Genomic DNA, 13,927 nt, shown 5'->3' with positions numbered 1-13,927 from the left:
TTCATTATTTTAGCTCTTACTATGCAAAAGAAGCGCAAATTTATGAATACAGCCTTAATCACCATACATTTATATGTATTCCTGTTCAAAATATACCATCACCTGATTTTTGCGATTTGTTTTGCATCATAATACTTGTTTTCGTACTATATTACAGGAATAAGAGAATACAACGCCCTATATTTGCCAATAAAAATTCTGCATAATAATTATAACTTAATAATTTATGAAACACAAATTATCCACTTTATGCCTCGTTATTATCGGGCTCTTGTTCCATTCTTCTATCCTTGCAGAGAACCATCCTCGCACCTCTATTCTATTGGATAAAGGCTGGGGATATAAACCACTCACCAGTAATAAGAAAGATGCATCACTTACTCCGGTAACCCTTCCTCACACTTGGAATGCGAATTATCTGGAAGGTACCACAACATACAATCGGGAAATGATGGTATATAAACGTGATTTGGAAATTACTCCGGAAATGAAAGATAAACGACTTTTCCTCTATTTCGAAGGTGTCAATTCTGCCGCTGACATTTTCATAAATTACCGGACTGTAGGACAACATCTAGGTGGCTACACGGCTTTTTGCTTCGAAATCACAGATTTTGTACAGAATGGTAATAATGATCTGGAAGTGTGGGTAAGCAATGCATATCGTACAGACATCCTGCCAATTAGCGGAGACTTTAATATCTACGGTGGAATCCACCGTCCTTGTCATCTGATTATAACAGAAAAGAATTGCATCTCTCCTGTATTCTATGCCTCGCCAGGAGTGTTTATCCATCAGAATAGAATTACCAAGCAACAAGCCGAAATCTGTGTAGAGAGTATTCTTTCTTTAAAAGAAGTAAAATCCGGTCTGAAACTGAAAACAACCATCACAGATACTAATGGAAAAGAAGTGACCAGCAATATAACAGCAGTCAGTGAGGAGACCGTTAAACAGCCACTTACAATCACTAATCCTATTCTTTGGAATGGAAAAGAGAATCCTTATTTATACAACGTATCAGTAGAACTATATGATGGCGACAAAGTAATTGATAAAGTAACTCAAAAAACGGGATTCCGCTACTTTCATGCTGACCCGGAAAAAGGTTTCTTCCTAAACGGAAAATACCTGAACCTCTATGGTTTCTGCCGTCATGAGGATGTAAAAGGTAAAGGAAGTGCTTTACAGCAAGAAGATTATGATAAAGACATAAGCCTGATAAAAGAAGTAGGTGCGACCGCTATGCGTTTGGCACATTATCCACACGCAGAACCCATGTACGACTTATGCGATCAAAACGGAATTATATTATGGACAGAAATCCCGATGTGCGGTCCCGGCGGATATGCATATACCGGCTATTTACACAATAAAGGATTCGAGGATAACGCCAGGCAATCCCTGAAAGAACTGGTATATCAAAAATTCAATCACCCTTCTATTTGTTTTTGGGGAATATTCAATGAGCTATTGATTACCGACAATAAGAAATTTCAAGAATATGATAATCCGGTTCCTTTTGTTAGAGAAATTAATGAATTGTATAAAAAACTGGATCCGTCCCGTCTGACTGCTTTTGCAACTTGTGTAGACCAAACTAATTATCTGGGTTGTTCCGATCTTATTGCTTGGAATAAATATTTCGGTTGGAAAACCTCTCAACAATCTGCCGAAAAGTTTTTTGATGATGTAAAAAAGAACTCTAATAACCAGCCAGTGGGAGTATCGGAATATGGAGCCGGCGCCAGTATCCATCAACACGCATGTCCCCTCGACCATAATACCCAACGTCCTAAAAGAGAACATCCTGAAGAATATCAGGCAATCTGTCACGAAGGTTATTGGACAGCATTTACCGAACGCCCCTATTTATGGGCTAAGTTTATCTGGCAATTCGCAGATGCACAATCCTCTATCCGACAGGAAGGAGATACAGATGGTATTAACGACAAAGGTACTATTACCTATGATCGCAAAGTAAAAAAAGATGTCTTCTACTTTTATAAAGCGAACTGGAATTCGAAACCGATGCTCTACATTTGTAGCCGTAGATTCACCGAACGTACTAATCCAAACACGTTAGTCAAAGTATATAGCAACCTAAATGAGGCAACTCTGTATCTTAATGACAAAAAAATCGGTAAACAGAAAAAAGATAAGGTTAACCGGATCATATGGGATAATATAACCCTTTCTCCCGGAGAAAATGTCATTCGTGTAGAAGGGAAGTCCGGAAAAGAAATATTGAATGATACTTGTATATGGACACTTAAATAAACTTCTTGATAGTTATGAGAATTTATAAACCGTATTTATTAATGGCTTTGACACTTCCCTTTTTGTCAGTCTCTTGTCAGCCTCAAGTCGAATCTGCAAAGATTGTAACTATAGATAAGGTAGGCGCCATTGCCATGCCGGAAGAAATTGCCCCTATTGGCAAAATACCGTTTCAGATGCCTGATCTTAAAAGGCCTGTCTTTCCTGAATTGACAGTCAACATATCAGATAAGGGAGCCAAAGCAGATGAACCTATCACTCTTATTGTCAATCAAACGATCATGGACGTTCACAATCGAGGGGGGGGGACTGTCGTCATCCCCAAAGGGAAATGGAAATCAGGGCGTATTGTGCTAAAAAGCAATGTGAACCTCCACTTAGAAGACGAAGCCGAAATAGAATTTCCCGGAACCGTAGAAAGTTATTTACCTGCAGTGTTCACTCGCCACGAAGGAATTGAAATTATGGGAGCCGGGGCATTCATCTATGCAAATGGAGAAAATAATATAGCTGTGACCGGCAAGGGCATTATTTATGGTCCAGCTATGAATGCGGAGATCAGACAACTACCTAATGGAAATACTGTAGTTGAAAATGACATATCGTCAACCACTCCGGTAGCGCAACGAATATTTGACGGTATGAACGGAAGGGGATTCTATCGCCCAAAAACAATCTCGCCCATTAACTGTACTAATGTATTGGTTGAAGGTATTACTATGGAACGCAGCGCATTCTGGAACATCTGTCCGATTTACTGTGAAAATGTAATAATCCGTGGTATTACTGTAAATTCGATTGGAGTTCCCAGTGGCGATGGTATCGACATTGAATCCTGTAAGAATGTACTGATAGAATACTCCACACTCAATTGTGGAGATGATTGCTTCACTTTAAAAGCCGGACGCGCTGAGGATGGACTACGTGTAGGTAAGGCTACCGAGAATGTCGTAATCCGCTATTCATTGGCCAAAGACGGACATGGTGGCATTACTTGTGGAAGTGAAACTGCAGGTGGAATAGAGAATATTTACCTACATGACTGTGTGTTCGATGGAACACAAGTAGGAATACGGTTTAAAACCCGCCGCAATCGAGCCGGAGGAGTATCTGATATTCTATATGAAAATATACGCATGACGAATGTAGGAGAAGCTTTTAAGTGGGATTTGCTTGGCAGCAAACGATATATGGGAGAATTGGCCAGTCGCATTCCACCAAGAGCTGTGAACAGACTGACTCCTGTCATAAAAGATATAAAGATAAGGAACTTTATTGTAGAATCAGCCCATAAAGTATTAAGCATCAATGGCATTCCGGAAGTACCCTGTAGCAATATTCTTATTGAGAACGGCAAAATCAACAGTCAAGAACTCATTACTGCAATGAATGATGTTAACGGATTTATCTTACGTAATCTGGAAATCAACTCACAAGATAATAAAATTAGTATTTTGGACGGACAAAATATCCTATTCGACAATGTACTTTTTACAGTTCCAGCGGGAGAATTATATACCAACATTAGAGGTGAAAAATCTAGAAATATTGGGGGCACTTGCAAAAACCTGTGTTTAGCCAAATATCTTTGAGAGTCTGAATAAGAAGAACTTTACATCTATAACCCCATGTAGTTGTGCTCGAAACTGCTTGATCTTTGAATTAAGAGATTCAGCAGACGCATTGGTAGACCGATTGATGAAGTAGTTGAGAATCTCTCCCTGCCGTTCATAGATGGTTGCTGCAACAGTGTTGAAGTTTTCGTCTCCGAACTCTCCGACTTTTGCATACCATTGGGCGAGGCTTTTCTTCCCGCTTTCCCTTGTGGCGTTTTTGTTATTGAAAATCATGCGCAAAGAGTGCGAGATTGAATATGCGGTCTTCATATCAGGATAGAGTTCAAACAGCAGTCTTGCACGGATTTTCTGAGTCGCTGTCCATTTATCTGCCGATGTCATCAGCAAATAGCGTGAGCGCGTCAGGAGTTCACAGACGGTATCTCCGTTTGACAGCCTCACAGGCTCGTACTTCTCATTCTTGCGGTTAGGCTTCCGTCCTTGTTTTCCTTTCCGTTTGCCTCCATTCTTCTCAAGACGTCTCTTTCGTGCCTCGGCATTCTTCTTGTTACGGAGCTTGTGCTGCTCGCGCGCTTCCACTTCGGTACGTTGGGCCTCGCGCCTGTGCCTGATACGCACTTGCTGCATGGCATCGTAGCAGTCCTTCTGGACATGGAAGCGGTCGATGGTTATCGTGGCATACGGGAAGCACTGCTTTACTATGGAATGCATGCTCTCGGAGAAGTCCATCGTTACCTCCAGCACCTTAGCCCTCTCGTACCAAAGGATGCGCATCAACGCCTTTACGACATCCTCGACCTTTGTCCCCTTGATAATGGCCACGATAGCTCCCTTGCCGCCATGGGCAGCCTTGTTGGAGATTATTGTATAAAGTTCACCGTCAGAGAGCGCTGTCTCGTCAATGCTCAGTTGTGGCCCTATGTTCTTATAGAAGACAAGCCAGTCCTCCGCATGTGACAATTCTTTCCAGGTGCGGTAACCGCTGAGGAAATCCTTGTAGGCACGTTCGAACTCGTCAGCCTTGATGTGATACGGTTTCTGGAGTGATCTGGCTGTAATCGGGGATGTATCCAAGGAATTCTTTTAAAAAAGCGGCAAACTCCTTAGTGTGCCGTGTTCCTTTTGCTGTCAACTCCCAATCTCTGCTATACGTCCTGCCCAAACCGTCCTTCCAACGGCGACGGCATACGTGCAGAACGGTACGGTGCTCGTTGAGAGGAAAGTGGTTGATGCATGATTCCGGGTAGAAACCGTTGGGAGACAGCTCTGTGTGACCATCCGGCTGAAGGTTCTTCTCGTGAAGATACAGATGGAGAATCTTCTCCACGCCACGTTCTTCTTCCTTAACATCGGTAAGGTCAAAATATTCGTTGAACTCCGAAGGGAGTATGTAGCTTAATAGCTTTACTAATGGATTCTCTGACATTGCTATATGATTGCAAAACAAAGGTACTACAAAGATTTTTTATAGCAAAAAATAACAAACGAAAACACAGGTTTTTACACGTGCCCCAAATATTGTTTATCAAGACGAGAAATCAAAAATAATATGTACACATGAAAAAACAATAAAGGTAAAACAACTTACTCATTAATTAAGATATTCCCCTCTCTTATCAGTTTTCAATAGGTAAGGGCTTCTCAAACAAAATGAGGAGCCCTTTTTATTAGTCTTCAAAGAATAAACCCCAACCAATTCAAATTAAAGAACTAGCCGGGGCAACCTTAAACAAACACAATCCTATTTATTTCTTTAGTGTTTCCAAAAATTCAACTTCCACTATTCTCAATTCATTATTTGTTTTTTCACCGCCTTTTACCCTAAGAAGGTCAAGATCACCAGCATTAGGCTCAACAACTTCCACTATTTGTCCGAAAGCATCCGATTCTTTTGCCTCTCCCTTCAACTTGATAGTTATTTTATCCGTTCGTACAGGCTTGACAGATAGATGAATATACCCCAAACTCTTTTCCGTATTTCCACTCCAAACAAGTTTATCATCTGCAAAAATCTCCAAAGGATAAGAACGTTTCCGCCAACCAGTCAATTTAATGCAAATATCATCTATTTCTGCTTTTCTCTCCAAATGATAAGTAATCCATGCCGTACTCAATTTTCCATCATTTTTCCATTCACTTAATTCGTTACTATCATAACTATAAATAGCCTGTTCACTATTTATTCCGGCAATAGCGGATTTTATTCCTACGTCTACTTTTGAGTCCTGATAAGAAGGAGTCAACGGGGTTTCACCACGGTCAAACCGACTAATCAACTTTTCACTTGGAAAAAACGTGCTAAGTCCGTCCTTTACTTCAACAGGATTAGAGGTTAATGATAGCTCTGCTGAAGGTAAACCAGCTGTCGTAGCCCTTACCATGATATTACCCGCCTGTTCAGTCGAACGAATCAAAGTTCTTGTTATACCACACTCGACAGGAAGCTCTTTAGCCAATACATAATTGTCTGTAGCTTGCGCAATGCCTCCACGCCATTCGGCAGGTCCTTGCAAATCAAATTTAATCATATTATCAGCAAGCGGACATCTATCACCATTCGCATCTACAACCTCAACCTGCAGTATAGCCAAGTCAGCCCCATCTGCAAAAAGTCCCTTTGGTCCATGCATAAATGTGAGTTTCAGATGATGAGGTTCTCCTATCGTTTTTATAGAATAACGGCTCAATTCTTTGTTATTCTCGCCATAGCTCACTGCTTCAATTATTCCTTTCTCCCACTGGACAGAATCAAACGTAAATAAAAAACGATAATCCTGTTTGCCGAAGCCCTTTGATTTACCATTTACAAATAATTCTACTTTATCACCTGAAGAAACCACATACACAGGTTTAATCACTTTAGATGTATAATTCCAGTGACCAATGATATATGTATGTTCCTTTTCCGTATCAACCCAACCGTCCCACATGGCTTTATGAGCAAAAAATCCATCTTTAGGTATTCTCAACGGATCCACGACTCCACTCCGGCGATAATTTTCTTCACCACGACTATGCGTCTGTGTGTCCGAGAAAATAATTTTAGCACCACCGGAGCTAACTCTCCTTCCGGTACCCGGCCGTTCACGCCAATAATCATACCAACGCCGAATCAATTCTACAGCAAACATATCTTGATTATGATTATAGGCACTTGCATCCTGCCCTCTATACAAAGGTCCTGCTCCTTCCTTATGAAAAGGATAGCTATATTCATCCCAATACTTACGCAGACCTTCATCACGACAATATTCGGTGGCAAACATCGGATGATGCTCACTCTTATTTATATAAAGCATTTCACCGCCCCATTCAGCTTCACGGATATCCAGCATCTCACGAGAACCTATTGCTCTTCCCCCATAAGGATCGTACATATCACGAATAGCTATCATTTCAAGCATATGTTCACGACTTATAGACTCATTACCTGATTCGTAAAACAATATACTCGGATTATTCTTAAAGTAGATGATAGCATCACGCATTAGCTCCAAACGCTGTCCCCACCAACGGCCAACGGCATCTTTTTCTGCATCTCCGGCAGGCATTACCTGTATCACTCCTACTCTGTCACATGATTCAACATCTTGCTTCCAAGGTGTAACATGCATCCATCTAAAGAAATTCGCATTATGCTCAATCAACAAGCCATTAGAATAGTCACTCATCCAAGGTGGTACCGATATGCCTACTCCCGGCCATTCATTACTTGTACGCTGGGCGTATCCTTTCATTTGCAAAACCCGGTCATTCAGCCATATCTTTCCGCCACTAAAACGAGTCTTTCTGAAACCTGTTTTAGTTACTACTTCGTCAACAATCCTGTTATCCACTATCAACCTTGTCTTTACATCATAAAGATAACCATATCCCCAACTCCAGAAATGCAGATTTTCCAATTCTTTGGCAGCTTTTAGCTTTACTGTCTCTTTAGATTTTACTATCACCGGAGCACTTTTAAAAGTACTTACCCAATTGCCGTCGTAATCATATACACATACTTCATAGCTTACATTGCACGATTTATCATATTCGTTACGTACTTCAGATTCTGCATTAACAAATGCTTTACGGCTCTTAGTACATATATCTGTCGCATAGATATACACTCCTGTCGTTCGTAAGTTACTATACAAAGGTAATGTTTGGTATAACTTATCCGTGATATGCAGCCATACGTTTTTAGGAATACCTCCGTAATTAACATTAAAGTTATTGTCGTTCCATTGATATCGACTGCCGGTAGCCCGCTCCTTATACTTCCAATCATTATCAGTACGTACAGCTATTACATTCTCCCCAGTAAAATTTAAATACGGTGTCAGATCAAAGCCTACAGCCATTACTCCATTTTCATGTAGCCCAATATGTTTACCATTCAAATAAAAATCGGCTCCCTGACGTACTCCTTCAAACTCTATAAATACTTTTTTCCCCTTGGCTGTTTTCGGTAGCTTAAAATGTTTACGATACCAGGAAACGGTATCTGTCATTTCTTTAATAGCAACTTTAAAAGCCTCATCTTCATTAAAAGCGCGAGGCAGAGTTATTTTCTTCCAATCCTTATCAGTAAAAAATAACTTTTCTCCTCCCTGAACATCACCAATATGCAATAACCATTGAGAATTAAAATTGTATTTCTCTCTATTATTAGCCCCCAGTAGCATAGGTATCAGCAGTAAGAGAAATAATAACTTCAAAACTTTAAATCTTCCCATACTTCAAAATATCAATGTTTTATCAAGTTTTATCATCAATCTATTTTATACACCTCCGTACCAGCCAGCAGGAAGCATCCTACTCCGTAATCTTCAAAATCAGGAACGCTCTTGTAAGTTACCGGCTGGCTGTCTTTAGGCTCTTTGCCACTACCCTGCACGAATCCCAAGAAACCATTCGGATGTACAGCCTCTTTCACAATAGCATTCCATGCTTTTACAATGACAGGCATATATTCTTTTTTATCCAATAATCCATTGCGCACTCCCCATGCCATGCCATAAACAAATAAGGAGGTTCCTGATGTCTCCTTCCCCCCATAATTGGATTCATCATGCAAACTTACATTCCAGAAGCCGTCTGCGCGCTGACAAGCCTTCAACACTTTACTCATTGACAGGAAATCTTTTATATAATCCATACGATGTGTATCATTCTCCGGAACCTCATTCAGGACTCTCACCAATGCGGCATATACCCATCCGTTTCCCCGGCTCCAAAAGCAATTCTTTCCGTTAGGTTCTTTATAAGGAGGAACGAAATTAGCGTCTCTCCACCACAGTCCCTCTTTTTGATTAAACAGTCCATTGCCTATCTCATTACGGGAGCAAGAATACATCTGCCACATTTTATCATAGTATTTCTGTTCGCCTGTCAGCCTGCCTAACTGGGCAAGAACAGGCATCCCCATCTGTATCGCGTCAATCCAAGTCCAGTCGTCCACTTGAGGAGTATTTACCAGCATATCTATTGAAACTTTGATATTTTTTATTTTCGCCGGATCAGGGGAAATCTTATAAAGTTCAATATATGCCTGTCCGCAACAGTGGTCATCTGCATTACGTGTGATATTGCCACCACGCAATCCCCACTTATGAAAATCCGCCCAGTCATATGCATAATCATAATAATCCGAACGGGGATAGACAGTATGCAAAGCCATCAACCCTTCATAATATACCCCGCGAGTCCAGATATTACTGGGTCTGAATTTCCCCACATAACTTGGTCGGGTAAAATCAGCGTACTTTTTCATAAAATAATCGTTGACTTTCACCAATGTTTTTAATGTCTCTTTCCGGTCGGGAAGAGACTGCGCCGACAGGAGATTCCATCCGGCAAGCAATGTCACAACGAGAAGTAGTCGTCTTTTCATGATATAATTTTAATAATACATTAATTAGTTTTCAGCAAATGTAAGGCGAAAACTTCTATACCGGATGTATCATAATACTATTCCATTAACTACAATTCAAACCTGCAAAATGTGAAGAAACATAAGAAGCTTACTTCCATTTTTCCATGTTTTTGTATCTTTGTACATCAATTACAGGTAGAATATGCCTTCCTTTGCCTATCAATTACAAATAATTAATTAACTGCAAAATGAAAAACATAGTACTTTTTTCAGTTTTGATTTTCTGCCTTCTCATAGAAGGAGCAACAACTCCGACCTATGGAATGAAAAGACAAATGGAAGCTTTAGATAGAGGATTAGTAGCCGTGAAAACAGAGAATGGGGTTTTCATCAGTTGGCGCGTATTGGGTAACGAAAAAGAGACAGCCTTTAATGTGTATAAAAATGGCAAATTATTTAAATCAGTTTCTTCAAAACAAGCTACCAACCTGACCGACAAATCCGGTAATCTAGAAGATAAATATGTAGTGAAAGCTGTTGTAAAAGGGAAAGAAACAGACAGTTCCAAAGAAGTGAAAGCCTGGGAACAAGACTTTCTGACTATACAACTAAACCGTCCAGAAAAAGGAATTACTCCACCGTGCATCGCCTTGAATCGTTCGAACGGAATTGCCGAAGAGTATCCGGAGGGACAGGAATATACCTACGTTCCAGGAGATTGCAGCGTAGGAGACTTGGACGGAGACGGCGAATATGAGATTATAGTTAAATGGAATCCTTCTAATCAGACTGATAATTCTTATTCCGGAATCACAGGTCCCGTCTATCTGGATGCCTATAAATTAAGCGGTAAACATTTGTGGAGAATTAATTTGGGAAAAAACATCCGTGCGGGCTCACACTACACACAATTTATGGTATATGACTTCAATGGCGATGGCAAAGCCGAACTAGTCTGCAAGACAGCACCCGGAACGGTAGACGGAAAGGGGAAAAAGATATTCCTTGGTACAGATGACCCGGACAAAGACTGGAGAAACCTGGAAATGAATAAAAAAACGTGTGGCTATGTATTACAGGGTCCGGAGTATCTCACCATTTTCAGTGGGAAAACCGGAGAGGAACTACATACCGTTCCTTATGAAGCAGAACGTGGAGAAGTCAGTTCTTGGGGAGATAGCTATGGCAATCGCGTAGACCGCTTCTTGGCTTGTGTCGCTTATTTGGACGGAATACGTCCAAGCGTCGTCATGTGTCGTGGTTATTACGCCAAAACAACTTTAACAGCTTATGACTTTATCAAAGGGAAGCTGGTAAAACGGTGGGAACATATTTCTGATATAAAAGGGGAAGGAGCTTATGGACAAGGTAATCATAATCTGTCAGTGGCCGACGTTGACGGAGACGGTTGTGATGAAATTGTCTACGGCTCTTGCGTGATTAATAATGACGGAACTGTACTTTACAGTACGGGACTGGGACATGGAGACGCCATGCATATAGCTAATCTGGATCCTGACCGTCCGGGATATCAGGTATGGGAAGTACACGAAGAAAAAGAGGCTTGGCAAACATACGGTTATGAAATGCATGACGCACGAACCGGAGAGATTCTTTGGGGAGGTCCTACAAAAGGAGACAACGGACGTGGACTAGCAGCAGATATCGACCCTAATCACCGCGGATTCGAAATGTGGAGCTCAGGAGCACCGGGAGTTTATAACTGCAAAGGGGAAAAAATTGCAGACAGAAAACCATCTATCAGCTTCCGCATCTATTGGGATGGTGACTTGCAAGACGAAATTCTGAATAAAAATGTCATAACTAAATGGAATGGTTGGAAACCCGTAACACTACGCACTTTTTCCGAAGCCCGACATACCAGTGGAAGTAAGGCGGTTCCTAACCTAAGCGCGGATATTCTGGGTGACTGGAGAGAAGAGATCGTTCTCTGTGATGCTGAAGACCCAAGTAAGCTACATATCTATACTACTACTATCCCTACCGAACATCGTTTATATACATTAATGCACGACCCTATGTATCGTTTGGGAATTGCTTGGCAAAATGTAGGTTATAATCAGCCACCGCATTTGGGCTTCTATATCGGAGACGGCTTAAAGAATATTCCTTGGCCGGAGATGTACACACCGAAGTCCGACTAGTTTGGCAGATAAACTGCATTAGCAAAATAAAGATATAAACCACAAATATTCAGCATAATACAGTAACCTGTTTTTCCTTTTAAAGGAACACCTCATTGGTTTTAAAGGAAGGCTTCCTTGGTTTTAAACCAACAGGGTATTCCTTTAAAACCAACGAGATGATGATTTCCAGTCTGTTTTCAGGCATATTTTCTATGTTTTATTAATTCATAATAAAGTGTTATCCGAAGCCGACTATAAGATATATGCCTATTTCCCCTTAATCTATGTAAATAGGAACAATCATAAGTGCCACAGAAGTACGTCGTGTCCGATAACAGTGAAAATCAGTGAAAGAATTTAAAAGAGAAACAAATACAACAGAATTATTTGGAAAGAATCAGTTGAACGCTTACATTTGTCATGTGATTTTTTTCATAGTATTAGATTTAAGGTTAACAAAGGTTGGAGCAAGGCGTTGCTCCTTTTTTTATGTCTATATGTGAGATTAGTTCATGTGAGTTAATTCAATAACTGATACATTCCTCCTGCCAATACACGAATCACCCCTTTCATTTCCAGTTCGAACAGTAAAGCAGTCATCTTATTTACGGGAATATCTGCTTCTACCACAAGAGAATTGATTTGCAGATTTCCCAGTTTCTCCAAAATAGCAACTATCTTCTGCTCTTCTTCAGACAATTCGATAAAAAGACTACGTTGCACACTTACCTTTTCCGAAAGAGTCATCGGTATATTCCAGCCCATAGCCTGCACAAAATCTTCGGCAGATAATAGCAGGGATGCTTTATTATCCCTAATCAACCGATTGCATCCTTTTGAATATTCATCACTCATGCGACCGGGGAAAGCGAAACAATCGCGATGATAACCTTCAGCAAGTTCGGCCGTAATCAATGAACCTCCCTTTTCTGCGGACTCAATGACGATGGTAGCATCACACATACCGGCAACAATACGGTTTCGACTGATAAAATTATGGCGATCGGGATTCGTTCCGGACAGAAATTCGGTCAGCAATCCTCCTTTTTCAAGCATGTCAACAGCTGTTTTCCGATGGACATGAGGATAAATACGATCCAGCCCATGAGCTAAAACACCTACTGTAGGTAATTCATTGGCCAAAGCTTCACGATGCGCATGAATATCGATTCCATAAGCAAGGCCGCTAACTACAAGCACATCAGGACAAAGTGCCTTCAGATCCCGCAGAAAAGAGGCGCAGATTTGTGTCCCATAATCAGTAGCATTACGGGTTCCTACCATATTCAGGATATGAAGAGAATTTAGATCGGCATTTCCTTTAAAGAAAAGAACGACAGGAGCATCTTCACATTCCCGCAAACGGGAAGGATAAGCCTCATCATGAAAGGACAGACAAGAGATCCGGTTCTTCCGGATAAATTCATATTCTTGTTCGGCGCGGAGCACAGCTTGCGGACAGTCCAATGCCTCTACCACCCGTTGACTTACTTCAGGAATACGTTCCGGTATTTCTTTGCGCAGACGGAAGACATCAACGGCATTGCCCATTCCATCTATCAAATGTTTTGCTCCTATGTGCCCGATACCGGGCACCATTGTCAGAGCAATACTATAAATTTGTTCTTCTTCGGAGCTGTTCATTTCAGGTAGGGCGCAAAGACATTATCGAACAATTCGCTGTCACTTAAACGTCCGTTTACCACACATACCGTCTCAACAGTGGATTTCACTACTACTTTATTATCATTCTTACGGAAGATATCCTGATAAAACACATATTTGATACCTTCCTTTTTCATATATAGTTTCGAGACAAACTCATCTCCGCTTTTCAATGGAGTCTTGAATGCCATACTAATGCGTGCCACTACCGGATCGACTCCCTGCTCATGAAGTGCAGCAAAACTGACACCCACCGAAGTCAGAAACTCGTGACGGGTATGTTCCAGATAGTGCTGATAATTGGCATTATTGACAATACCTTGAAGGTCACATTCGTAATCACGCACCTTCATTTCCAATTCATAGATATAGTTCATTTAAATTGAGAATTAAAAGT

At 40.9% G+C, this 13,927-nt stretch carries 9 protein-coding genes; 3 read left to right on the top strand and 6 right to left on the bottom strand.

All coding sequences use genetic code 11. The annotated features are described in order from the left end of the window. The first annotated feature begins 226 nt into the window (after positions 1 to 226). Together CJF29_RS00700 and CJF29_RS00695 are read left to right on the top strand one after the other, a co-directional pair. Entirely contained in the window at positions 227 to 2,281 is a 2,055-nt protein-coding gene (locus CJF29_RS00700) for a glycoside hydrolase family 2 protein (RefSeq protein ID WP_099147573.1), read from the top strand. 41 nt (positions 2,282 to 2,322) lie between these two features. After that, positions 2,323 to 3,873 (top strand): glycoside hydrolase family 28 protein, encoded by a 1,551-nt coding sequence (locus tag CJF29_RS00695; RefSeq protein ID WP_099147572.1) that lies wholly within the window; start codon positions 2,323 to 2,325, stop codon positions 3,871 to 3,873. Here CJF29_RS00695 and CJF29_RS00690 read toward each other — a convergent pair. The 4 genes from CJF29_RS00690 to CJF29_RS00675 all read right to left on the bottom strand — a co-directional run bounded on the left by CJF29_RS00690 (position 3,856) and on the right by CJF29_RS00675 (position 9,736). After that, positions 3,856 to 4,932: a transposase gene (locus tag CJF29_RS00690; RefSeq protein ID WP_002558306.1), complete on the bottom strand. Its 1,077-nt coding sequence runs from the start codon at positions 4,930 to 4,932 to the stop codon at positions 3,856 to 3,858. The genes CJF29_RS00695 and CJF29_RS00690 overlap by 18 nt on opposite strands. Further along, on the bottom strand, positions 4,874 to 5,284 hold the full coding sequence (locus CJF29_RS00685) for a hypothetical protein (RefSeq protein ID WP_002558307.1): 411 nt from the start codon (positions 5,282 to 5,284) through the stop codon (positions 4,874 to 4,876). Before CJF29_RS00685 ends, CJF29_RS00690 begins: the two co-directional genes overlap by 59 nt. Before the next feature lie 319 nt (positions 5,285 to 5,603). Continuing rightward, positions 5,604 to 8,579 (bottom strand): glycoside hydrolase family 2 protein, encoded by a 2,976-nt coding sequence (locus CJF29_RS00680; protein WP_004302680.1) that lies wholly within the window; start codon positions 8,577 to 8,579, stop codon positions 5,604 to 5,606. A 35-nt stretch (positions 8,580 to 8,614) separates the two neighbouring features. Next, positions 8,615 to 9,736: a glycoside hydrolase family 88 protein gene (locus tag CJF29_RS00675; RefSeq protein ID WP_099146348.1), complete on the bottom strand. Its 1,122-nt coding sequence runs from the start codon at positions 9,734 to 9,736 to the stop codon at positions 8,615 to 8,617. A 230-nt stretch (positions 9,737 to 9,966) separates the two neighbouring features. Between CJF29_RS00675 and CJF29_RS00670 the strand changes: the two genes are divergently transcribed. Then, positions 9,967 to 11,883, top strand: coding sequence for a rhamnogalacturonan lyase (locus CJF29_RS00670; RefSeq protein WP_099146349.1), 1,917 nt, complete (start codon positions 9,967 to 9,969; stop codon positions 11,881 to 11,883). Positions 11,884 to 12,384: 501 nt separating this feature from the next. On the opposite strand, the gene dprA is transcribed toward CJF29_RS00670, so the two are convergent. Together dprA and CJF29_RS00660 are read right to left on the bottom strand one after the other, a co-directional pair. After that, a complete protein-coding gene (gene dprA / locus CJF29_RS00665) occupies positions 12,385 to 13,509 on the bottom strand; it encodes a DNA-processing protein DprA (RefSeq protein WP_176553118.1) in 1,125 nt (374 codons plus the stop codon). Continuing rightward, on the bottom strand, positions 13,506 to 13,907 hold the full coding sequence (locus tag CJF29_RS00660) for an acyl-CoA thioesterase (protein ID WP_007757582.1): 402 nt from the start codon (positions 13,905 to 13,907) through the stop codon (positions 13,506 to 13,508). Before CJF29_RS00660 ends, dprA begins: the two co-directional genes overlap by 4 nt. Positions 13,908 to 13,927: the final 20 nt, after the last annotated feature.

Origin of the sequence: Bacteroides celer (genome assembly GCF_002632415.2) — a bacterium.
Taxonomy (GTDB): domain Bacteria; phylum Bacteroidota; class Bacteroidia; order Bacteroidales; family Bacteroidaceae; genus Bacteroides.
Note: the sequence above shows the minus strand (reverse complement) of the source record. Positions and strands in the feature narration are given on the sequence as shown.

Coding starts and splice junctions, on each gene's coding strand:
- CJF29_RS00700 (WP_099147573.1), top strand. CDS start 227: ATGAAACACAAATTATCCACTTTATGCCTCGTTATTATCGGGCTCTTG.
- CJF29_RS00695 (WP_099147572.1), top strand. CDS start 2,323: ATGGCTTTGACACTTCCCTTTTTGTCAGTCTCTTGTCAGCCTCAAGTC.
- CJF29_RS00685 (WP_002558307.1), bottom strand. CDS start 5,284: ATGTCAGAGAATCCATTAGTAAAGCTATTAAGCTACATACTCCCTTCG.
- CJF29_RS00680 (WP_004302680.1), bottom strand. CDS start 8,579: ATGGGAAGATTTAAAGTTTTGAAGTTATTATTTCTCTTACTGCTGATA.
- CJF29_RS00675 (WP_099146348.1), bottom strand. CDS start 9,736: ATGAAAAGACGACTACTTCTCGTTGTGACATTGCTTGCCGGATGGAAT.
- CJF29_RS00670 (WP_099146349.1), top strand. CDS start 9,967: ATGAAAAACATAGTACTTTTTTCAGTTTTGATTTTCTGCCTTCTCATA.
- dprA (WP_176553118.1), bottom strand. CDS start 13,509: ATGAACAGCTCCGAAGAAGAACAAATTTATAGTATTGCTCTGACAATG.
- CJF29_RS00660 (WP_007757582.1), bottom strand. CDS start 13,907: ATGAACTATATCTATGAATTGGAAATGAAGGTGCGTGATTACGAATGT.